At 70.0% G+C, this 22,459-nt stretch carries 16 protein-coding genes and 1 pseudogene; 12 read left to right on the top strand and 5 right to left on the bottom strand.

The window, feature by feature from the left end; genetic code table 11:
• Window positions 1–27: 27 nt before the first annotated feature.
• A complete protein-coding gene (locus WMF27_RS32810) occupies window positions 28–1,257 on the bottom strand; it encodes a serine hydrolase domain-containing protein (protein WP_437943244.1) in 1,230 nt (409 codons plus the stop codon).
• 417 nt (window positions 1,258–1,674) lie between these two features.
• On the opposite strand from WMF27_RS32810, the gene WMF27_RS32815 reads away from it, so the two are divergent.
• From WMF27_RS32815 to WMF27_RS32850, 8 genes and pseudogenes are all read left to right on the top strand, one after another.
• Window positions 1,675–3,261, top strand: coding sequence for a sigma 54-interacting transcriptional regulator (locus WMF27_RS32815; protein ID WP_437943245.1), 1,587 nt, complete (start codon window positions 1,675–1,677; stop codon window positions 3,259–3,261).
• Between the two features lie 272 nt (window positions 3,262–3,533).
• Window positions 3,534–4,211: an RDD family protein gene (locus WMF27_RS32820; protein ID WP_437764925.1), complete on the top strand. Its 678-nt coding sequence runs from the start codon at window positions 3,534–3,536 to the stop codon at window positions 4,209–4,211.
• A 132-nt stretch (window positions 4,212–4,343) separates the two neighbouring features.
• Window positions 4,344–5,480, top strand: a pseudogene (locus WMF27_RS32825) (IS701 family transposase); the annotation flags it as partial.
• 671 nt (window positions 5,481–6,151) lie between these two features.
• A complete protein-coding gene (locus tag WMF27_RS32830; protein WP_437764924.1) occupies window positions 6,152–7,108 on the top strand; it encodes a hypothetical protein in 957 nt (318 codons plus the stop codon).
• 33 nt (window positions 7,109–7,141) lie between these two features.
• The gene (locus WMF27_RS32835) at window positions 7,142–7,270 is read left to right on the top strand and encodes a hypothetical protein (protein WP_437764923.1); all 129 of its coding nucleotides are present in this window, start codon (window positions 7,142–7,144) and stop codon (window positions 7,268–7,270) included.
• Entirely contained in the window at window positions 7,267–7,434 is a 168-nt protein-coding gene (locus WMF27_RS32840) for a hypothetical protein (RefSeq protein ID WP_437764922.1), read from the top strand. Before WMF27_RS32835 ends, WMF27_RS32840 begins: the two co-directional genes overlap by 4 nt.
• Before the next feature lie 199 nt (window positions 7,435–7,633).
• Window positions 7,634–7,900 (top strand): hypothetical protein, encoded by a 267-nt coding sequence (locus WMF27_RS32845; protein ID WP_437764921.1) that lies wholly within the window; start codon window positions 7,634–7,636, stop codon window positions 7,898–7,900.
• Window positions 7,897–8,151 carry a hypothetical protein gene (locus tag WMF27_RS32850; protein ID WP_437764920.1) on the top strand — a complete coding sequence of 85 codons (255 nt, stop codon included), beginning with the start codon at window positions 7,897–7,899 and terminating at the stop codon, window positions 8,149–8,151. Before WMF27_RS32845 ends, WMF27_RS32850 begins: the two co-directional genes overlap by 4 nt.
• A gap of 1,765 nt (window positions 8,152–9,916) precedes the next feature.
• On the opposite strand, the gene WMF27_RS32855 is transcribed toward WMF27_RS32850, so the two are convergent.
• Together WMF27_RS32855 and WMF27_RS32860 are read right to left on the bottom strand one after the other, a co-directional pair.
• Window positions 9,917–10,396: a DUF2871 family protein gene (locus WMF27_RS32855; RefSeq protein WP_437943246.1), complete on the bottom strand. Its 480-nt coding sequence runs from the start codon at window positions 10,394–10,396 to the stop codon at window positions 9,917–9,919.
• Window positions 10,389–10,898, bottom strand: a complete 510-nt coding sequence (locus tag WMF27_RS32860) for a DUF4267 domain-containing protein (RefSeq protein ID WP_437764918.1) — start codon at window positions 10,896–10,898, stop codon at window positions 10,389–10,391. Before WMF27_RS32860 ends, WMF27_RS32855 begins: the two co-directional genes overlap by 8 nt.
• 15 nt (window positions 10,899–10,913) lie before the next feature.
• On the opposite strand from WMF27_RS32860, the gene WMF27_RS32865 reads away from it, so the two are divergent.
• A complete protein-coding gene (locus WMF27_RS32865) occupies window positions 10,914–11,849 on the top strand; it encodes a cupin domain-containing protein (RefSeq protein WP_437764917.1) in 936 nt (311 codons plus the stop codon).
• A gap of 121 nt (window positions 11,850–11,970) precedes the next feature.
• Here the strand turns inward: WMF27_RS32865 and WMF27_RS32870 are convergent, their stop codons facing one another.
• A complete protein-coding gene (locus tag WMF27_RS32870; protein ID WP_437764916.1) occupies window positions 11,971–12,420 on the bottom strand; it encodes a hypothetical protein in 450 nt (149 codons plus the stop codon).
• A gap of 575 nt (window positions 12,421–12,995) precedes the next feature.
• Window positions 12,996–15,206: a PKD domain-containing protein gene (locus tag WMF27_RS32875; protein ID WP_437764915.1), complete on the bottom strand. Its 2,211-nt coding sequence runs from the start codon at window positions 15,204–15,206 to the stop codon at window positions 12,996–12,998.
• A gap of 971 nt (window positions 15,207–16,177) precedes the next feature.
• Here WMF27_RS32875 and WMF27_RS32880 point away from each other — a divergent pair.
• Genes WMF27_RS32880 through WMF27_RS32890 form a run of 3 tightly spaced genes read left to right on the top strand, consistent with a single transcriptional unit; the run spans window position 16,178 to window position 22,396 of the window.
• Window positions 16,178–17,623 (top strand): hypothetical protein, encoded by a 1,446-nt coding sequence (locus tag WMF27_RS32880; RefSeq protein ID WP_437764914.1) that lies wholly within the window; start codon window positions 16,178–16,180, stop codon window positions 17,621–17,623.
• Window positions 17,610–21,815: a DUF6531 domain-containing protein gene (locus tag WMF27_RS32885; RefSeq protein WP_437764913.1), complete on the top strand. Its 4,206-nt coding sequence runs from the start codon at window positions 17,610–17,612 to the stop codon at window positions 21,813–21,815. Before WMF27_RS32880 ends, WMF27_RS32885 begins: the two co-directional genes overlap by 14 nt.
• Window positions 21,806–22,396, top strand: a complete 591-nt coding sequence (locus WMF27_RS32890) for a hypothetical protein (RefSeq protein WP_437764912.1) — start codon at window positions 21,806–21,808, stop codon at window positions 22,394–22,396. Before WMF27_RS32885 ends, WMF27_RS32890 begins: the two co-directional genes overlap by 10 nt.
• Window positions 22,397–22,459 lie beyond the last annotated feature (63 nt).

The following is a 22,459-nucleotide window of genomic DNA, read 5'->3' on the forward strand; positions in this document are numbered from 1 at the left end:
GCCGCGGAGACGAGATGAAGGCGACTCTCAGTCGTCGATGACGGCGTTGACGATCCCGTCGAAGAACTCCCCGTTCCCGACCGCGTCGAGCATCCGGTTCCAGCCGATCTCATCGAACGGCGTCGGCACGCCGTGGTTCGTCAAGATGACCCCGATCAGCTCGCGGCGGCGATCGATCCACAGGAAACACCCGGTGCCGCCGGCCTTGCCGTAAGAGCCGCTCGAGAGGCGCGACCCGCCGTTGGAGAAGCGGTGGGTCGCGAGCTCCCAGCCATAGCCCTTGGGCGTCATCAGGAGGTTGGTTATCGGCGATACGTCGGTCTCCGACGCCCTCACCTCGGGCGTCTGGTTGCTCACCATCGCGGCGGCGGCCTGGCGGCTCAGGACGCGGACGCCGCCGTACCTGCCGCCGTTCAGGATCATCTGGCAGAACACCGCGATGTCCCGCGCCGTCGAGAAGACGCCGTCACAGCCGACGATCCCGCCGAGCGCGTGATCCTGCTCGTCCTGCACCTCCCCGCGCAGCACCCTCCCCCGGAGCTCGGAGTAGCCCGTGGCCGCGGTCCGCGAGATGAGCGCCGCCGACGGGTTGAAGGTCGTGTCGCGCATGCCGAGCGGGCCCCAGATGCGCGCCTTCGCGAAGGCGTCGAGATCCATGCCCGAGGCGACCTCGATCACCCGCCCGAGGAGGCGGTAGGTGAGATCGCTGTAGAGCACCTGCGTGCCAGGGATGTACTCGAGCGGCGACTCCGCCATGCGCTGCCAGACGCTCTCGCAGTCCGGGTCGTCCAGGAACTGGCTGTCCAGCGGCAAGCCGGCCGTGTACCGGAGCATGTCGCGCACCTTGATGGCCTGCTTGCCGTTGGCCGCGAACTCCGGGATGAAGTCGGCCACCCGGTCGTTCATCCGCAGCACGCCGTCCTCCACGAGGATCACCGCCGACGTCGCCGTCGCGAGGACCTTGGTGATGGAGAGCAGGTCGAACAGCGTGTCGAGCGTCATCGGCTCGTCCGCGCCGCGGACCCGGGAGCCGAACGCCCGGTGCCCGACGATCCTCCCCCGCCGCGCCACCAGGGCGACCGCGCCCGGGAACAGGCCGTCGGTCACCCGGCGCTGGATGCGCGCAAAGACGTCCTCGATGCGCTCCGAGCACAGGCCGACGCGCTCGGGCAGCCCCGGGACGAGCTGCTCGTACGTCGTCTGGATGTGCGCCTCAGCCACCTTGGCCGACAGGACCGCCGGCGCGAACGCGGCCACCGCCGCCGTACGGCCCAGCCCCTGGAGAAGGCGTCTGCGATTTAAAAATCCATGCTCGGTGCACATGTTCGCTCGCTCCTGATCCGTGATCCGTGGGGGGCCGGGTCGCGCTGCCGCAGAGCCCGCTCGGGCGCGATTTCCCGCGCCGCCGCTGAGGTCGCCATCGACGCTCGCGAGCGCCCGAATTCCTGGACAGCAGGAGGTGTGCCGAGCAGCGGACCCAGCGATTCGCGGCGCCGCAGCGCGAGGGCGCCGGCGGACCGGTGCGCCGATCGTGCACCCGCCTGCACGATCGGCCGCGCTATCGCCCGCGCGGTCCCGACGCTCTGCACGGGTTTGCACGATTCGTGCAAATCTTCGTGCAGATCAACGCCGAACCAGCGCACGGCGGCGCGCGGCGGCGCGTAGGATGTGCTCGTGGACGAAGGCTTTCCCGGCAGCGATGTGCGGGGTTCCTGCGCGACGACGCTCCGGCTCGCGATCGTGGCCGGCAGCACGATCACCTTCGCCCCGTTGCCGCCCCAGGGCCGCGTCGTCCTCGGCCGCGACGAGGGGTGCGACGTGCGGATCGACGATCGCTCGGTGTCGCGCCGGCACGCGGCCCTCCACGTCGGCCCGCCGCTCCGGATCGAGGACCTCGGGAGCGCCAACGGCACCTTCGTCGGCGAGCCGCAGGCCCGCGCGCTGACGGCGCGCACGCACCGCCTGCGGCGCCTCTCGCGGGAGAGCGCCGAGGTCGGCGTCGGCGAGCGCTTCAACCTCGGCGCGACCACCGTCGTCGTCGGCCGCGCGCCCGGCGGGGCGGCCGAGGAGCCCGAGCGCGGAAAGCCGCCCGCGGAGATCGTGCTGCTAGCCCCTGCGATGCTGGCGCTCTACGAGCAGGCCGCCCGCGCCGCGCGGAGCCCCATCAGCGTGCTCATCCTGGGCGAGACGGGGGTGGGCAAGGAGGTGCTCGCCCGGACCCTCCACGCGCGCTCGCCGCGGTCGAGCGGGCCTTACGTCGAGCTGAACTGCGCCGCGCTGCCGCCGTCGCTCCTCGAGGGCGAGCTCTTCGGCCACGAGAAGAGCGCCTTCACGGGGGCCAGCCACGCGCGCCCCGGCCTGCTCGAGGCGGCCCACGGCGGCACGCTGTTCCTCGACGAGATCGGCGAGCTGCCCCTGGCCTTCCAGGCGAAGCTGCTCCGCGTCCTCGAGGACCGGAAGGTGCTCCGCATCGGGGGCCGCACCCCCCGCCGGCTCGACCTCCGCTTCGTGGCGGCGACCAACCGCGATCTCGAGGCGGAGATCGCGCGCGGCGCCTTCCGCCAGGACCTCTATTTCCGGCTGAACGGCATCTCCCTCGTCGTCCCGCCGCTCCGCGAGCGGGTCGCCGAGATCGGCCCGCTCGCCGGCAGGTTCCTCGAGGAGGCGTGCCTGCAGCTCGACCAGCGCGGCGCGCCGCGCATCTCGCCGGAGGCGCTCGCCGCCCTCGAGGCGTACGCCTGGCCGGGGAACGTGCGCGAGCTGCGCAACGTGATCGAGCGCGCGGCGGTCCTGTGCGCGGGGGAGTCGGTCCTGCCCGCCGATCTGCCGCCGCACCTGATGAACGGCGCCACGCCCCCGCCGAGCGGCGCCGCGTCGCGGCCGAGCGGCACCATCCCCCCGCCGCCGCCATTGCCGCCGAGCGGCGCCGCGCTGCCGCCCGGCGGCGCCGCGCCCCCGTCGAGCCGCGCCACGCCCCTGTCGAGCGGCGACGCACCCCCGTCGGGCCGCGCCGCGCTGCCGCCGCCTCCGCCCAGCGGCGCCGGGCTGCCGCCGGCCGACGCGCCGCCGCCGAGCGGCGACGCCCTGGCGAGGCTCCGGCTCGAGATGAAGGCCGCCGACCGGCAGCGCGTCGTCGAGGCCCTCGAGCGGTCCGCGGGCAACCAGACGCGCGCCGCCAAGCTCCTCGGCGTCTCGCTGCGCACGCTGATCAACCGCATCGACGAGTATGGCATCCCGCGGCCGCGGAAGCGGTCGCCCTGAGCGGCGGGACGCTGGCCGCGAGACGATGCTGGTGCCTGACGACTCCTGGGAACGAATCGAGCAGCCAGAGCGAGAGACGGGTTGAACCCACCTGACACGAGGAAAATTTCGGACCGCCGAGCGCGCCACGGACGCCAAGCAGCGGACACGAACTGGGACGTCCGAGACGGTCTATTTCACGCCAGATCGACGTGATCGGCGCCCCAGCTCCGCACGTGCAGCGCTCGCGGCGCGGCGTTGACATGTGTGTCTGGCGCGTGTTCCCATGCTACATGGCCAGCAGGAACGTCCCCGAAAGGGCGCTCAATCCGTACGCTCCTCCCACCGCGAGCGCCGATATCCGAGCGGCAGGAGATGCGGAGGTCACAGAGCAGCTGGCGAATCGCAGCACGCGATTCGCATCCGCGATGGTGGACGGCGGGCTCGCCCTCATTGCGACGCTCCCCGCGCTCGTGGAGGCTGTGACCGGCGACCTCCTGCAGCAGGCAAAGCAGGGCAAAGAGATCTCGCCGTACTGGATGTTCGGCACGAGCCCCGCGCAGATCGTCTCGACAGCGGCATGGATCTCGCTCATGGCGGTGCAGGCCTATCTTATCTGCACCAGCGGTCAGTCCATCGGCAAGCGGCTGACGGGCATCCAGATCGTGAAGAAGAATGGCAGTCTGCCAGGCTTCGTCGACGGGGTCCTCCTGCGCACCTGGCTGGTCGGGCTGCTCGGCTACGCGCCGGGCCTGGGGCAGCTGGCCGGGCTTGTCGCCATCATCGATGCTGTTTTCATCTTCCGCGGCGATCGCCGCTGCCTGCACGACATGATCGCCGGGACGAAGGTGATCCGCAAGCAGCCCGAGCAGCGCGAGTCGGCTGACGCAGACGAGGACGAGGACGAGGATGGGACGCGGCCCGACTCGCCCGCGAGGCGCAGAGGACGCGTCCGCCATCGGCGCTCTTAGTACTACAGTTGCACTTCAGCGAGGCAGCCGGCCCCGTCCTGGTGTCACAGGGCTGCGGGTCGGCGGCTCTTGTGCATGGTCACCGCCACACCCCGGAGAGCTCGGCGCCCGGCTCGGTCGGACGCAGCGCTCCTGCACGAACCGGCAGCGCTCAGCGAGGTCTGGGCACGCTCCTGGGCAGGTTTCGTCGAGCGCGTGGGCAGCCACTTCGCACGCGCGGAGGTTCGCGCCCACGTCGCCGCCTACCTCAAGGGGCTGCTCAGCCCGATCGAACGCAAGAACAGCTGGCAGCTCGCCGAGGCTGTCGGCGACCCGACCCCGTACGCGCTGCAGCACCTGCTCGGTCGTGCGCGCTGGGATGCGGATGCAGTGCGCGATGACCTCCGCGCCTACGTTGTCGAGCATCTCGGCCATCCTATGGGCGTGCTGGCGATCGACGAGACGGGCTTTTTGAAAAAGGGCACGCAGTCGGCCGGCGTACAGCGACAGTACAGCGGCACGGCGGGTCGGATCGAGAACTCGCAGGTGGGGGTCTTTCTCTCTTATGCTACGCCGCGCGGGCGTACCTTCCTCGATCGAGCCCTGTACCTGCCGGTGTCGTGGGTCGAAGATCGTGCCCGATGCCAACGCGCAGGAGTGCCCGAGGGCGTGACATTGGCGACCAAGCCGCAACTGGCGTTGCAGATGGTGCAGCGGGCCTTGGACGCAGGCGTGCCTGCCGCCTGGGTTGTGGGCGACGAGGTCTACGGCGACGATAGCAAGCTGCGGCGCTGGCTGGAGGAACGAGAGCAGCCGTACGTGCTTGCGGTCTCGAGCCAGCATCGGATCTGGCAGGAGTGGCGACAGATCAAGGTGAGCGAGTTGCTGCAGCAGGTGCCTGCGGACGGCTGGCACCGCGTCAGCGCAGGCGACGGAGCCAAGGGACCACGGCTCTATGATTGCGCCTTCGCCCGCTTTGCTGAAGCGAAGCCAGATCGCTGCCAGCGCGGCATCCTGTTCCGCCGCAGCCTCGCTGACCCGGCAGACGTGGCCTACTACGCCGTCTACGCCACGAAAAGCACCTCGTTGGTCGACGTGATTCGCGCCGCTGGAAGCCGCTGGTCGATTGAAGAGTGCTTCGAGAGCGCGAAGGGCGAGGTCGGTCTTGACCATTATGAGGTCCGCAGCTTCACCGGCTGGCACCGCCACATCACCCTCGCGCTCTTTGCGCACGCCTTCCTGACGGTTCAACGGGCTGCCTCCGATGTGCCCGCGGGGAAAAAAATCCGGGGCGCCCAAGCGCCCCGCCGTGCTCATCCCGCTGACCGTGCCCGAGGTGCGCCGCCTGCTCTGGGCGCTGCAGTGGACCGCGCCGGCTGACCCGACGCGGTCCTACGCTGGTCCTGGTGGCGGCGGCATCACCAGGCGCTGGCGCGCTGCTGCCACTACCGACGCCGTGGCGCTCGGCCGCCGTAAGTACAACTGTAGTACTAGTCAAAATCGCTCTAGAGAACGTGTCTCAGTGCGCGCTGCCTGCAATCCTGCCCTGATACGAATTTTATTGTTGACTTTGTCCTATGGATGTGCATCGGCAAAGGTAGAGAACTCGGTCTCCTCGTTCGCCGAACACCGGTGTTCGGCCTGCTCAGAAATGTGCGAACGAGCTCCGCCAGACATCGCTGCGGAGCACACCGCGTCCCGCTCCGCAGCGGCACCGGACGTCGTGGCGTCTCCGCGTTCTAGACACAGCGCGTCATCCGATACGGAGCCGGTGGCCCAGATTTAGCGAGGTGACGGACGGAGGCGCGATCCAGGCGGACGACCCGGGTTGGAAGGCGATGCTTTGCATCTCGGCGTCCATGCCGGCGCGTTCCACGCTGGGAGGCGTGAACTCGGTAGGCGCGCGCTGTAAACTTCGGTGCACACAGCCAGAACGCGTGTCAATTTCAAGAGGCACCGTCATGTCCAAGAGGAAGACAGGAAGCGAGAACCCATCGATAGAGACCCGACCCACGCTGGATTCGATCCAGGAGGTGTCCCCCGAAAACGACGTGGGCGATGAGGAGCTAGACAGCGAGCCCGAATGGGACGACAACGACGACTGGGACGAGGATGACCTAGAGGATGATTGGATAGACTGGGACGTGGACTGGGATGGGACGCCCTACCAGCGACGTGACGCGACGCCTGAGGAGGTCGACCAGTTCTTTCGAGACGAGAAACGTGGCCGCCGCCCTAACGGCCCACGAGGAGCGCTGATCCGCACGGATGACGGAGACGCGTATACGATCGAAGCGGCGGCGGAGATGCTTGGGTGGAAGGTTTACAAAGCCCAACAGTGGCTCTCTCGACAAGGTGTCCTTCGTAAAGACGGCAAGAAGTGCTATGTCCTAAAAGCTGACCTCAGCCGCGTTGCTGTAAGCGTTGTACTGGCCGGGAAAGTGCGCGTAGATCCGCCTCCGGACATGCCTCCGAGCTCCCTGTACTCTACAGAAGAGGGGGGAGGTGATGAACTCGCGGAACGTGAGCTTTCAGTGCCGCCCCCGCTGCCCGCACCCAAGCGAAGCTCGATTCACGAGGGTGATCGATTCGGGCGTCTTATGGTGGTGAGCGAGGCCGCCAAGCATCCGAAGCAGGGGCGTCGATGGCTGTGCAGATGCGATTGCGGCGGCGAAACCGAGGTGCTGGCAAGCAACCTCCGAAGTGGGCGGACGACGTCTTGCGGGTGTCGTCAGCGAGAGAACCGAGACGCGCACTACCTTCGTGTGCTAGAAGCGCGTACTACGAAGGGCTCGGCAGCACTGATGAGGCTCTGGCGTGAGCAACGCAAGCTGTACAGCAAGGCAGATGAACGCCAACTCGTGAGAACTGCTGTTGCCGACGCCGCTAACTATTGGCGTAACCTCCGCCGTAAGTAGAGGCATCCCATCGAACTCCGGTTGAGCGGGGCGATGTCGGTGGCGATCGGCGCGGGCAAGGTGCTCGCGAAGCCGGCGCCCTGCGGCCCCACCGACGGTGAGGTGGAGCCGCGCCCGTCGGACGCCGCCGTGGAGCTTCCTGCACTCTATAGAGGAGGGTGAAGGGGACGAGCTCGCCGTTCCGGTTGAGCAGGGCGATGTCGGTGACGATCGGCGCGGGCGAGGTGCTCGCGAAGCCGGTGCCCTGCGGCCCCACCGACGGTGAGGCGGAGCTGCGCCCGTCGGACGCCGCCGTGGAGCTTCCTGCACTCTATAGAGGAGGGTGAAGGGGACGAGCTCGCCGCTCCGGTTGAGCAGGGCGATGCTCGTGGCGATCGGCGCGGGCGAGGTGCTCGCGAAGCCGGTGCCCTGCGGCCCCACCGACGGTGAGGCGGAGCCGCGCCCGTCGGACGCCGCCGTGGAGCTTCCTGCACTCTATAAAGGAGGGCGAAGGGGACGAGCTCGCCGCTCCGGTTGAGCAGGGCGATGCTCGTGGCGATCGGCGCGGGCGAGGTGCTCGCGAAGCCGGTGCCCTGCGGCCCCACCGACGGTGAGGTGGAGCCGCGCCCGTCGGACGCCGATCCCGGTACGGGGACGAGCTCGCCGCTCCGGTTGAGCGGGGCGATGTCGGTGGCGATCGGCGCGGGCAAGGTGCTCGCGAAGCCGGCGCCCTGCGACCCCGCCGACGGTGAGGCGGAGCCGCGCCCGTCGGATGCCGCCGTGGAGCTTCCTGCACTCTATAGAGGAGGGTGAAGGGGCCGAGCTCGCCGCTCCGGTTGAGCAGGGCGATGCTCGTGGCGATCGGCGCGGGCGAGGTGCTCGCGAAGCCGGCGCCCTGCGTCCCCCCCGACGGTGAGGCGGAGCCGCGGCGCCCGTCGGATGCCGATCCCGGTACGGGGCCGAGCTCGTCGCTCCGGTTGAGCGGGGAGATGTTGGCGGCGATCGGCGCGGGCAAGGTGCTCGCGAAGCCGGCGCCCTGCGGGGCTTCGTCTAGATCAGCGTAGCCGCCGCTCCTTTGCGCCGCCCGCGAGCGCTGCCCGATGCCCGGCGAGCCGGCGCTCTGCAGCCTCCGCCAGACCAGCGTGACCGTAGCGGCTTGCGCGCCGCCTGCAAGCACCGCTCGTGCCAGTGCCCTGCGGCATCATCCAGACGTGCACGTCTCGTCGCGGCTGCGCGCTACCCGAAGTGCCGCGCCGGCGTTCCTCAGGTTCAGGACGGCGTCGGCCCTTACGCACCTACCTCAGTAAAGGCTCATTCGCCTGGATTCTTATAATCAATTGTCTTTTGAGGAGCTCCATTCAAAGACCATTAATGGGATTCTTATACCCGAACTTAATCAGTTTTTGCTCGCCGCAACATTTGAGAAAACGCCGACAAATGACGCGATTTTTGTCCCACAGGCCCTCTGGACAAGTCGGAGGATCTGCCGTAAATCACCGCCCCGTGCCTGTCACGGGCACGGAAGGAGATGGTCTATGGAGCACCCACCAACGAAAAGGAGCACAAGCACGATGAAGACAAGCAGATCCCGCAAGCCGGCTCGCGAAGCCGGCAAGCCTACAAAGAAGCACGCCGCACGCGACACCGTCGTCCTGCCACAGAAGATCGGTACCGCACGCGGCGCTCAGGGTGCGAACCCCTCGAGCACGCTACCCTCGCCGGCGTGGGCGAGCAAGGCGGAGACGCAGCACCACAACCGCATCCGGTGGTGGCGCTACGTGATCGCCGCCCCAGTCCTGGCCGCGTCGTTCTACGTCTGCGCCGTCGTCGACTGGCACGGGGGGCTCGTGTTGTGGGTCCTCGGCGGTGGGCACGCCGAGTGCATACCGGAGAGGCCGATCGCGGCCCCGTCCCAGCCGCCAACCTCGGCCGTACCGAGTGCACGAACTCACCGGCCAAGCGCAACACCTGCGCGTTCTGCGGCGGCACGTTCGACCGGTTCAGCGCGGCTCCCGCCTCCCGCTCCTCCGTGCTCAAGCACACGTCCCCCTGCGGAGGCTCCGCCTGGACGGGGCAGTCTCGCGGTCCTGTGCTCGGACAGGCTAAGCGAGCGTACATCGAGGCTACCGAGCGCGGCCCCAGCCCAGTCCGCGACGTCACGCGAGGTGGTCGTCGGATCAGACGCTGTGCCGACGCGCTTCCCGGCGCATGCGGCAACCTCGGCCGGTCCCCCGCTGGCTGGACATCCGCCAGCCAGCGTTCACCCGCAAATGGAGTCGCCCTTGGCGGCCGAGCGCCTCTCCCGCTGCACTGACTGAACCCACGCCACGACCGCGCCGGGGACAGCGATCGGACCTTGCGCGCGGTCGCATGCCTGTGCCGGCCGAAGCGCCGGCACAGGCATGCAGCATTTCAGCCTTTCCGAAAGCAGGGCGTGTCAGCACGCAGAGCCCGCTGGAGCCGAACGTCGACCGGCGTTCTCCCGCGCGCGCCGCGTTCCTTCGCAAAGATCCTAAGCTGCGTGCGCCCGTGCACGGCCTTCGCGCAGTCACAGCTAACCACCTTCCCGGAGCGCAGATCGCCATCTGCAACCTCGATCGGTGGACTGCCGCAGTCGCACTGGGCTCAGTAGAACGCGCGGCCACCGCGGTTCTGAAACACGCTCTAGTACTACAGCCGCACGTCGGCGCCCACCGAACGAGCTGGGCGCCACCGGTGTGCGGACGAGCCGCACGTCACGCTCGTCCGCCAGCTCATCGGAATCCGCGGCGATTCCTCGACGTGCGGCTGTAGTACTAGAACGCCGGGCGGTTCGCACCGCTTGCCGTTCTAGGCTTCCTTTGTCCACGTCCGGGGCTCGCAGAGGCCCCCACATGTTCTCTCGCTTCGCTGCGAGAACTCGGCCTTCCGCTCTGCCCCTCGCCCCCCCGAAAGGACTCTCCATCGGACCGTTCGGAGTTCTAGCAGCGCAGGGACACGTCGAAAGAGGGTCGGAAGCGGAGGAGCGGCACGAAGCGGAGGCCGTGGCGGAAGCGAAGGCGGTACGCGAAATCCGTTTGTATACCGTTTTTGGACGACTAGCACGCCCAGCGTGCCCAGCGCGAGCAGGTGGGTGTGCATGAGGGCCAATTGGGTCTCGCCGATGAAGTGATTGACCTTGGTGAACTCCCGGTAGAACAGCCCGGAGACCACTCCGAGGATCATGGTGACGTGTGCTGCGTCGTACGACTTCCGTATTTCGGCGCTCACTCCCTGTGATCGACCATCGCCCCGATGGGACTCCTTCAAGCACCCGGTAGGGTCACGCACGGCGGCGGAGCTGCAGCACGCCGAGCGCGATGCAGAACACGGCGGTGCCCCAGTGGATCGCGAGGTAGCCCGGGTGAGCGCCGCGCCACGCGAGCACGATGGCTCCGTCGACGACGGGGATCACGGAGCCGAGGAGCAGCGCGAGCGCCGCGGCGCGCCGCTCGCCGAGGAGCGCGAAGGCGATGAGCAAGGCGCCGACGGAGAGGTCGCGCACTCCCTTGGCGACAGCGTACGCGGCGAGGCCAGCGAGCGGCACGCCGAAGGCCGCAGCCGCGGCGCCGGGGACAACCAGGAAACGCGCGCCGATGAAGCACAGCGTGAGGCCGGTGAGCATCGTGGCGATGCCCGCGCCGCCGAGGCGGCGCAACGGGAGGAACGAGGCGGAGGGAGCGATAGCGGCGTTGTTCATGGGCTGGATGTAGCCCTCGGCGGACGCGCCCGCGATGGCCGGCGCGCGCAACGAATGTCCCCAGACGCTCACGTTGCGCGCGTTCTGGATCATCGCTAGGCTCGCGCCATGTACCAGGATGACCCGCTATCGAGCCGATTTTCCATGGCAAAACTCTCGTCCGAGCTTGTCTGCCGGACCGAGGCGCGAGGGGCCTGGGCGCTCGAGCTTCCGGCGCGTCCGATCCTGGTGCTCCACCACGTGACCGAGGGGAGCTGCGTGCTGCGCGCCGGGCGAGAGGCTGTCTCGCTCTACCAGGGCGACGTGGCGCTGGTGCGACCGAACGTGGGGCACCGCGTCGACCACGGCGACGCGAGGGCGAAGCCCGTGCTCCTCGACCGGTGGCTCGAGGTCTCGCGAGAGGAGGACGGCGAGCGCGTGCTCGGCCGCGGCGCCGCCGCGGCGCGCGCGCTGTGCGGCGTGTTCCGGTTCGAGCACGACGCGCTTGCCCCCTTGCTGCAGGTCCTGCCGCCGGTGATCCACGCCGGCGCGCGGGCCGTCGAGGCGCGGCCCTCGTTTGCCGACGCGCTGGCGCGCCTGCGGAGCGAGCTGCACGAGACGCGCCCGGGGGCGGGGCTGGCTCGCCGTCGCTGGCTCGAGCTCATCCTCATCGAGCTCGTGCGGCTGCTCGCCGACCGCGAGCCCGCGAAGCTCGCCGCGCTCGGCGCCACGCAGGACGTCGTCATCGCCCGCGCGATCGCCGAGCTCGTGCACGACCCGGCGCGCGCGTGGGACGTCGACACCCTGGCGCGAACGGTGGGCGTCTCGCGCGCCACGCTCGCCCGGCGGTTCCTCGAGGCCACGGGCGCGCCGCCCATGGCGTACCGGGCGACGCTGCGCACCGAGCACGCGCGCCGCCTGCTCCGCGAGACGACGCTGTCGAACCAGCAGATCGCCCACGCGGTCGGGTTCGCCACGGTGCAGGCGTTTCAGCGCGCGTTTCGGCGCGAGACCGGGGCAACGCCGTCGGCTGTCCGCGCGCAGCTGCGCGCCGCGCACGGCTGAATCACCGCGCAGGAGCGTCGATCAGCTCGTGACGTAGATCGATATAAAGGGACGTCTCGTTCGCCTGGGAATCGCCAGACCCTCGACGAGAGGATTCTTCTCCGTCACGGACCCAGGGACGTCAGGGGCATCGAGCTGCGGTGTATTCGCCGTTGGCGTCGATGTCGTGGGTATCGGTGCCGCTCAGCCGGACCACGACCTCCGCGACGTCGATGCTCACGATGTCCATCGTGCCGGACCCGAAGGAGCCATCGCCCCACCAGCAGCCGCCCCTGTCAGGGCGGCTCAGCGCGCCGACCGCCAGGCCGGAGAGCACCGACGGCGGTGCGATAGCCCCGGTCGCGGCGATCCCCTCCGGAGCGTGCGTTGCCGGGGCGCCCGCGCCGCCGCCGGTCGCCGGAGCGCCCGCGCCGCCGCCGGTCGCCGGTCCACCGCCGTCCGCGGGGCCGCCGGGATCCTTGCCGCCGCCCGGTCCGCCCGGAGGGTGGAGCGGCAGCCGCGCCGCGAGACGCGCGAGCTGCGCCTTGTCCGGCGCGTCGCGCCGGGCCGCTTCGAGGGCCAGGCGGAGCACGTCCGAGCCGCCCTCCGAGCCGATCTATTTCAACAACATCCAGGTCAGCATCGCCGCAATACCCTACGAAGACGTCTACTCCGTCGAAGCGGAATACGCAGGGGTGACGACCCCGCTCACCTTCAACGACTACAACGATCGCTACTATGCGACGATCGACACGAGCACGGTGCCCTACGGCCCTCACACCTTGACGTTCACCGCGTACGACAAGCTCGGAAGAGCGTCTACGAGGCAGTATAATCAGCAGCGACCTCGGCCACGGGCGCTGGTTCGACGGGGAATGGCACGTCACCATCGGTGACGCCTTGTTCAAGGTCCGGTGACACGTTGTTCAAGGTGGCGAGCGCAGAGGCGAGGCGCCGGCCTTCCTCGCCGCGTCGCCGGGCGAGGCGGCGCCCGTCAACACCGAGGACGAGGAGCAGTACGACCCCACGCTCACCGCGCTCGCCCCCGGGCGAGCCCCTGGATCCATGGACGCGAGCGGGGGACCTCCACATGCCCGGCGCCTCGCCAGCGTCCTTTCGCGATCCACGAGGGCCCTCCTCGCACGGAGGCTCCTCGGATACGGAACGTCACGGCGCGGGCATGACCAGGGTCAGCCCATCGTGCGCGCCGAGCTGCGAGATGAAGATGGTCTGCATATAGTCATACATCGGGTCGTAGGTGTACAGGAACCCGTCCTGATCGATCTCCCAGAACTGGTCGGCGACCGGATCGTACGCGAGGCCTCCGGCGTTGGTGGGCTCTTGGTATGCCAGCAACGACCCGGCGCCGTTCGCGACGTCGATGGCGAAGAGGGGTCCGTAACCGGCGACGAACCCGACCAGCTGGTCGCGGGTGGTGTCGTAGGCCATGCCGTCGTAGTTTCTGGGGGGCGTCCCGAGCAGGGTCGCGGCCCCGGTCGCCCTGTCCAGCTGGTAGAACCCGGGTTGGCTCCCGCGCGCGCTGCCGTACAGGTTGCCAGTCCTCGGATCGAGGCCGAGCCCGAACATCTTGTCGACACCGTGGATGCCCACCAGGTTGGCGGCCCCGGTGGCGATGTCCACCGTGTAGAGTCCTTTGTTGGCGCGCCCGTCGATCATCCACAGGGTGCCGGTCGCCTCCTCCCAGGCGAGCTCGCCGATGTCGAAGCTCACGCCGAGCGGACCGACGTCCTCGAATTTCCGCGTCCGCAGGTCGAACCGGCGAAGCATGTCGTCCTCCTCGCGCACGGTGTAGAGGAACCGGCGCGTGCCCTCGACTTGGCAGGTCGCCGAGCAGCCGTCGCCGTTGACATGGCCGCCATCGTCGCACTCCTCGCCCGGACCGACCCTGCCGTTGCCGCAGGGGGACTCGGCGACGCACGCGCCGCTGATGCATATCGACTCCGCGGTGGTCGGGTCGCCGTCGTCGCACGCCGTGTCGTCGGGCGCGTTCGGGTTCGTGCAGAGCCCCGTCCTTGGGTCGCACGCGCCCGCGACGTGGCACGCGTCCGGCGGCGCGCAGGTCACGTCGGCGCAGAGGCTCGGCTCGCAGCTGTAGACGACCGTGACGCGCGCGAACGCCCCGCCGAGCTCCTCGCTCCGGCTCAGCCCGTCGCAGCTCGGCGCGGAAATATTCACGGAGTTCACCCCGCCGAGCACGTACGAGCTGGGATTCACGTCGGTGAACGAGGCGAGCCCGTGATCCGAGTCACAAGTGCACGATCCGACAGGGTCGAAGTTGCCAATCGCGGCGCCATTGAGCGACACGGCGCTGGCGCCGGCGTCGAAGGAGCAGTCGATGCCGCTCTCGAGCTCGACGTCGACCCGGCGCACGGAGGAGAACCGGCGCCCGAGATCGTGCCACTGGAACCCGTAGTCGCCGCACCCGTAGCGGTGGGTGTCCGTGTCATCGCAGCGCTCCTCCTGGTTGATGAGGCGGTCCGCATCGATGTCGTAGCTCGTCGCGCATTCCCCGTCGGGGAGCTGGATGGAGCCGTCGGGGCAGGTGCAGTCGCAGCGCTCGGCCGATACGTGGATGTAAAACGTCAGCAAGGTCGACGCACCGTGCACGTCGGTGGCCTTGACCCCAAGGGTGTAGACGCCCGGCGTGTCCGTCGAGAACGTGCCGACGGGCCCAGGAAGGCCGAGGACCGGGGAGGACCCGCGCACCTTCGAGCCGAGCTGCCAGGTGATCGAGATCGCGTCGCCATCGGGATCCTCTGCGTCCACGGTGATCGTGGCCGTCTCGCACAGGGTGATGAACTTGCTGGGCGCGATGTCGAGGCTGTTGATCTTTGGCGGGGAGTTCAGAGCGACCACCGCGTCGAGGAGGCCGTCGGTATCCCCGCGGCACTGGGACACGAGCATGACTTCCCTCGTCCACTGCCCAGGGACATCCACCACCGTCTCGGCGGGAGCGCACTCTTCCGACGGCGAAGCGTCGTGCATCGGCGTCGCGCAGACGCGGTAATTGCCGCGAGGCAGCACGAACGTGCCCTCCGCGGCCGCGTGCGTCCCGGAGCCCGTGACGAGGTGGTCGTCGTAGGGCACGTCGCCGGCGAGGGGCACGTCGATGTCGAGGGCGCTGGTCGCCTCGGCGATCGCCGTGTCCCTGCAGGTGCTGCTGGCGCCGACGACCTTGTAGTGAACCGCCGTCACGTCGTGCCGCTCGCCCCGGATCGCGAGGGCCGCACGGATGACCCCGGTCTCCGCAGCGTCACCTCCGTCGATCCCCTGTTGGCCGCACGCCGGCAACGCGAGCGCGAGCGCGAGCGCGATGGCCGTCGATCCTTGCACGAAGTCTCTTCGTCCCCTTCTCATCCTATCACCTTCCTGGGTTCTTCTCTTGGGTGGTGTGGTCTCGATGCTCGAGCGTCGGCGATCCGGAAATCGAGGTCGCTCTGCCGAGGATTCCGCCGTTCATGCACGTCATCCCGGCGGTGTCAGCGCCTGGGTCGCCTTCATCGTCGTCGTTCCCTGCAGGGACAGGAGCCCCGCCGAAACGTAAGTCCTTGCGGGGACTGAGATGCTTGCAGGTCTGCTCGCATTCAACCTCGCGCACGTGCCGTGGCCTGCGGCCGTGGATGTGGGGCGGCGCGGTCACCTCCGCCGATCCCGGGAAGCTCGTTCGCGGGCTGTGGCAGAATGCCTCTCCGGAGCCAGGGCGGGTGGCCGGCGGGGAGGCGGCCACGGCGCGCTCGACCCCTGCGCGCCCGTCCGCGAGCTGCGCTAAGCCTCAAACTCGATGGAGTTCCATCCGTTCCGCATCGCGGCGCTCGCCCTCGCGGCGGGCCTCTTCTTGGCCGGGCTTTCGGGCTGCAAGAAAGGTGACGGTAGTGTATGATGAAGAGATCCCACTGGCTCGAGCAGGTCTTTGCGAGGGCTCAACGTTGGTTGTGCGCGGCATCGGATCGCCCCCACGCTGAGAGCGTAGGCTACATCGGGCCGGCGCTCGAGGTGTTCTGCGCCGCGAACCCGACGAACGCGCCTGTTCGGACCGAGCTCGGCGGAGGTGAGCAGCAATGACAACAACCGCGGATCCCACGCACGGCTACGGACAGCGTCCCGGGACCCCTGGGTGAGCTTCCGACCAGATGGGAGCTCCGTCCAAGTCAATGGCCTCGATGTGAGGATGGATCGATGTCCAGGTGGGGGCCAATGATCTCCAGACGGACGTCGATGATCTCCAGGGAGCGGCGGACTCGGAGTGGACGCCGGCGGCGGCGCTCGGATAGGATGTTCCGCGTGAGCGCCGGTCGACTCCTGGATTCCATCGGCGGCACGGAGCTACCATGCAGGCCATTTCCGCCGCGCTGAACCGCCTTCTCGTAGAGGGAAGCTGGTTTGTCCGGGCGAAGGAGGTGGAGCTCCTCGTCGTGCGGACCAGCGCGGACCTGCGCAAGCCGGCGCTCCGGATCGTCGCGGGGCTAGAGTTTCATCACGACAACCGGAGCGCGTGGGTGGTGCTCGAGGACGCGTACACGCTCGCTGATCCGGGCTGGCAGGTCCGCGCCCACCGGCTGCTCGCCCACTGGGAAGATCGCCGCGCCGCCTTCATGCAGAAGGAGGGGATCGAGATGCCCGCCGCGGCGGCGCCGGCGTCCGCGGTGTCCGCGAGCCCGCTCGCGGCGCAGGGCGCCGGCCGCCGGGCGGCCCGGGTGGCGCCGTTTCGCGGCGCTGCCGGGGCCGTCGTGGCGGCGCTGCGCCCGCCGCTGGAGGGGCTCGTCGTCGCGATCGCGCCGACGGTGGTCGAGGACGCGGAGGCGCTCGGCAACGAGATCGAGGCGTTGATCACCGAGCCGGCGCTGGGGCCGTGCCGCTGGGTCTGGATGGTGGACGCGGCGGCGCCGTGGCCGGCGCTGCTCGATCGGCTCGGGCAAGACCGGGCGATGCGGTGCGAGTGCGCCCCGGATCCCGGGCAGCGCGACGAGGACCTGCGGGCGCTGGTGCAGGCGCCGAACGCCACGTTCGGGCGCGCGGCGCCGCGCGGGGTACAGCCGCCCAGGCGCGTCGACGAGCCGCCGCCGCTCGACCCGGCGGTCCGGGAGCGAATGCTCCGGGAGGCCGGACTCTCCCCCGAGTACCTGGAGAAGGCGCCCGATCTGCAGCGCCTCGTGCTCGGCGCCGCGCTGGCGATGAAGGAGGGCAGAGGCCTGGACGCGGTGCGCATGCAGCGCGAGGCGTGCGATCTCGCCGCGTCGCTGCGGCTCGCCGAGGTGACGGTCCTCTGCCAGGTGTCGCTCGCCAGCTATCTCTCGGCCCTCGAGCAGCCGAACCTCGCCGCGAAGGAGCTGCGCGGGGCGGTCGACCTTGCCGCGCGGCACAACCTCGGCCTGCAGGAGGCGCAGGCCCGGCTCGCGCTCGCCCTCGTGCTGGCGCTGCAGCAGCGTCTCCCGGACGCGGCGCGCGAGTACGCGGAGTGCGCGAGGCGCGCGGACAAGGCCAACGTGCCCCTCCTCGCCATCGAGGCGTGGAGGCTGGCCGGGCAGATCGCGCTGCAGATGAAGACGGAGCAGCAGGCGATCGCGTGCTTCTCCGAGGCGATCCGCGTCGCGGAGGGGTCGGAGCGGGAGGTGGTGAAGATCTCGAGCGCGCCGGAGGCGGCGCGCCGGCTGGCGGCGCTCTGCCGGGAGCGCGGGCTGGTGGCCCAGGCGGAGTCGCTATACACGCAAGCGGACGCCATGGAGCAGGGCGAGGTCGGCGCGCCCGCGCGCGAGGTGACGCTTGCTGGCGAGTAGCTTCTTCGATCCGGTGTTGGGCATCGACGTGCACTGGGAGCTCGTGCCCATGCCGGCGCCCACGCCCCTGCCGATCCCCAATCCGTTCACCGGGATCGTCTTCGATCCGCTCGGGCTCGCCGCCGGGCTCGCTATCGGGGCGGCCTTCGCGCTCGCGGCCGGGGCGCCGGTGCAGGGGCCCGTCGTCTACTGGGGCATCTTCCCGGCGACGAACACCGGCACCGAGGCCATCCACATCCCGGGGCACATCCTGTTCCCACCCGGTACCTTCTGGGCGCCCTTTCCGAGGACCCCGAAGCCGGTCATCCGGCCGGGCGAGGTGCCGACGCCGCCCAAGCCGGTCACGCCGGACAACGACGCGGTGGCGATCTTCGGCTCGAAGACCGTATCGGTGATGGGCAGCAACGCCGTGCGGCTCGGCGACATCTTCCTGAGCTGCTCCGAGCCCATCCGGCTGCCGTCGTCCATCGTGCTCGCAGTGCCGAAGGGCGCCCCGATCCTCATCGGGGGGCCGATGTCGCTGGACCTCATGGCCGCGGCGATGGCGTCGCTGCGCACCCGGTTCATGTCGGACTCGCTGCACGCGCTGGTGTCGCGGCTGTCCCCGGGGCGGTTCCGCAACTTCCTCCACCGCGCGGTGTGCTTCTTCACGGGGCACCCGGTCGACGTCGCGTCGGGCCGGGTGGTCTCGGAGCACGTGGATTTCGCGCTGTCGAGCCCGCTGCCGCTGCAAATCGACCGCATCTACTCGTCGGCGTGGGCCGATCGCGCGGGCCGCATGGGCCACGGCTGGAGCCTCTCGCTCGACCAGGCGGTGTGGCGCGAGCGCGGCAAGGTGGTGCTGCGCGGCGAGGACGGGCGCGAGATCGAGTTCGACACCTTCGACTTGCCCCGGCGCCGCATCGAGCCGGGGCAGTCGATCTTCAACCCGATCGAGGGGCTCACGCTCCGCTGCCTGTCCGAGGGAGCATGGGAGGTCGAGGCGAAGGACGGGGGGGTCCGAGAGTTCGCGCCGGTCAGCGGCGATCCCGGCGAGCCGGGGGCGCTCGGGCCGACCGCGCGCATCGTGGCGATGCGCGATCGCACGCGTCACCACCGGAACATCTTCACCTACGACGCCCGCGGCTGCCTCGAGTGGGTGCGCGACGCGCTGGGCCGCTACATCCGCGTCGAGCACGACGCGGCGCGGCGGATCACGGCGCTCGTGCTGCAGAGTCCCCAGGGCGACGGGTGGACGGCGCACCGCCGGTACCGCTACGACGACGCCGGCGACCTCGTCGAGGTGGAGGACGGGACGGGCGCCCGCTGGCGATTCGAGTACTGCACGCACCTCCTGACGCGCGAGACCGACCGGACCGGGTTCAGCTGGTACTTCATCTACGACGGGCTCGGCGCCGACGCCTGGTGCACGCGGACGTGGGGCGACGGCGGCGTCTTCGACCACCAGATCACCTACGACAAGAAGCAGCACGTCACGTACGTGAAGGACTCGCTCGGCCACACGACCGAGTACCGGATGAGCGCCGTGGGGCTCGTGACCGCGATCCGCGATCCGCTGGGCGGGGCCACGCAGTTTGCCTACGACCCCGTCACCCTGAAGCGGACGCGCAAGGTCGATGCGGGCGGGCGCGCGACGGAGATGGAGTACGACGCGCGCGGCAACCTGACGCGCCTGGTCCGGCCGGACGGGGCGGCGCTCGCGTTCGCGTACGACGCGCAGGACAACCTCGTCGAGGTGAAGGACCCGATCGGCGGCCTGTGGACGTGGCGCCACGACAAGCAGGGCCAGCAGATCGCGAGCACCGATCCGCTCGGCCGGGTGACGACGTTCGGCTGGGCCAAGGGGCTGCCGGCGTGGGTGCGGAGCCTCGGCGGGCGCATCGTCGAGTTCGAGCACGACGCGCGCGGGCTCCTGCGCGCCGTGAAGGACGGACGGGGCCTCGCGAAGCGGCTTTCGTGGGACCAGCAGGGCCGCCAGACTGCGATCGACGAGGGCGGCGCGAAGATCTCGCTGCGCTACGACCAGGAGGGGCGGGTCATCGAGCTGGCGCGCCCCACGGGGGAGTGGCAGCGCCGGACGTACGACGCCGAGGGGAACCTGGTCGCGGTCGAGGACGGCGACCGCGCGGTGCGGCTGCGCTATGGCCCGGCGCACCGCGTGATCGCGCGCGAGGAGGGGCCCGGGATCCGGCGCTTCGAGTACGACACCGAAGGCCGGCTCCGCGCGCACGTGGACGCGACCGGGCGGCGCACCACCTTCGAGCGCGATCCGGTGGGGCGGGTCGTGCGCGAGCGCCGGCCCGACGGCGGCGTGCAGTCGTACCAGTACGACGCCTCGGGGCGGCTCGTGCGGGTGCAGGGCCCCGCGCAGCGCACCAGCGCCATCGAGTACGACGAGATCGGCCGGGTGGTCCGCGTCCAGCACTCGGACGGGACGTTCACGGCGCTCAGCTGGCGGGCGGACGGCGCGCTGATGGAAGCCATGAACGAGCACGGGGCGGTGAGCTTCGAGCGCGACGCGCTCGGCCGCACGCTGCGCGAGATCAGCGGCGAGGACTGGGTGGAGTCGCGCTACGGCCTGGACGGGCTGCGGACGGCTGTGCAGAGCTCGCAGGGGCTGCGGCAGGAGCTGGAGCGCGATCCCATGGGCTCGGTCACGCGGATGTGGCTCGGAATGCGCGCGCGGCACGACGGGGCGGCCATCGAGTTCGAGCGCGACGTGGCCGGCCAGGAGATCGCGCGGCGCATGCCAGGCAACCTCGGGCTGAGCTGGCAGCGCGACGACCGGGGGCGCCCGTACCAGCGGCACACCGTCGCGGCCGTGGCGGAGGGCGAGGCGGGGGGCGGGGAGCGCGTGATCGAGGACCGCCGCTGGCACTGGCAGGGTGACGATCGCCTCGTCGCGCTCGAGGACGCGCTCCGTGGCGCGGTCACGTACTACGACCACGACGATCTCGGGAGCGTGGTGCGTGAGCGCCGCGGCGCGCAGGAGCTCGAGCGGGCGCACGACGCGCAGGGGAACGTGTACCGCCGCGCCGATCGGCGCGACCGGGAGTACGTGGGCGACGGGCAGATCGCCCGGACCTCGCAGGCGAGCTACGCGCATGACGCCGACGGCCAGCGGATCCGCAGGATCGATGCGAGCGGGGCGACGTGGAGCTACACCTACGACGACCGCGGCATGCTGCGCGCGATCAGCCGGCCCGACGGGCAGCGCATTGAATACCAGTACGATGCGCTCGGCCGGCGCACCCGCAAGGTGCGCCTCGGCGAGGATCAGCGCGTGGACGAGGAGGTCCGCTACCTCTGGGACGGCCTCCGCATGGTGCATGAGCGCCGTGGCGACGATCTGGTGTCGTGGTACTGGAGCCCGCACGACGCCGCGCCGGTCGCGAAGCGGCGCGGCGATCGGCTCTGGTCGATCGCGCACGATCACATGGGCGACCCCACCGAGATGTACGACGAGCAGGGCCAGCTCGCCTGGCAGGCCCAGCTCGACATCTACGGGCGGGCCGATCTCCGCGTGGGCGCCGCGGACGACTGCCCGTGGCGCTGGCCCGGGCAGTACGAGGACACGGACGCCGAGCTGCACTACAACGGCTTCCGCTACTACGACCCGTTCACCGGCAACTACACGAGCCGCGATCCGCTGGGCCTCTCCGGGGGCTCCAACCCGTACGGCTACCCCGCGAACCCCTGGGCGTATTGCGATCCGCTCGGGCTCGCGCCGATGTCGTGGGTGGACTTCATGGCGGCAGCGGACGCCTGGAACGCCGGTGAGGGGGCCGCCAACCCGATGAGCGAGACGTTCAAGAACCAGGCGTGGAACCTGTACAACAAGACGCTCAAGAGCACCGACATCCCCGTCATCGGCGATTTCGGCGACGTCGCCGGCTTCATCGACCAGAACGGCAAGGGGTACGCGAAGCTGTCCTTGCCGATGCCGCCCTGCGCCGACGGCGTCTTCCACTGGAACACCTTCGTGAACGACATGTGGATGCAGGCCTTCATCGACAAGAACGCGGTGGTGCTGCTCGCCAGCGAGCCCATCGAGGAGCTACTCAAGAGCGAGGAGTTCGGTCGCTCGGTGTTCGGGCGCGAGATGGATCAGCTCACGGCCGCGGGGTACGAGCTGGTCGGCACGCTCGGAGACAAGAAGAATCCGCGGCGCATGGAGCCGCCATGTCGATGAAGGGGGGACCGGAAGACCAGCGCGAGATGGATGCGCTCTTCGCGCGCTGGAACGACCAGATGGATGCGCTCGACGCCGCGTATGCGGCGCCGACGCCGGAGCCCCTGGTGCCGGGGACGGCGCTGGGGCGGCCCGTCAGCGAGGAGTGGAAGGCGGAGATGCGCAGGCGGAACGCCCTGCTGCACCCGCTCGCGCGCGAGATGGCGGAGGCCTACCTGCGCCGCCTCGACGACGCGGGGCGCCGGCGCGCGCAGGCGCTGCTGGCGGCGCACGGGCGGGTGCAGTGGCAGTTCACGGGCGTCATCCGGGAGTGCTTCGAGCGCTTCCTGGAGTCCCTGGATCAAGCGGATCTCGATATCGCGCTCGCGCTCACGGCGATCTACGACGCCCGCGTGGGCAGCCGCGACTTCCAGCGGACGATGTACCCGCTTCGCGCGCGGATGAAGCAGCGCGGCCTCGACGCGGCGGCGCTGTTCGAAGCCGCGATCCCGCTCGCTACGAGGCACGAGGATCCCGACTTCGGCGCCCACGGGCTGTTCGTCGCGCTGGGGCGGCAGTGGGAGCGCGACGGACGACCGTGACGGGCCGCGCCGCCGGCGCGACCTGGCTTTATGTCGATGACGATGGTGATCGGAGGGCGGTGA

Origin of the sequence: Sorangium sp. So ce281, assembly GCF_051527395.1 — a bacterium.
GTDB lineage: Bacteria > Myxococcota_A > Polyangia > Polyangiales > Polyangiaceae > Sorangium > Sorangium cellulosum_B.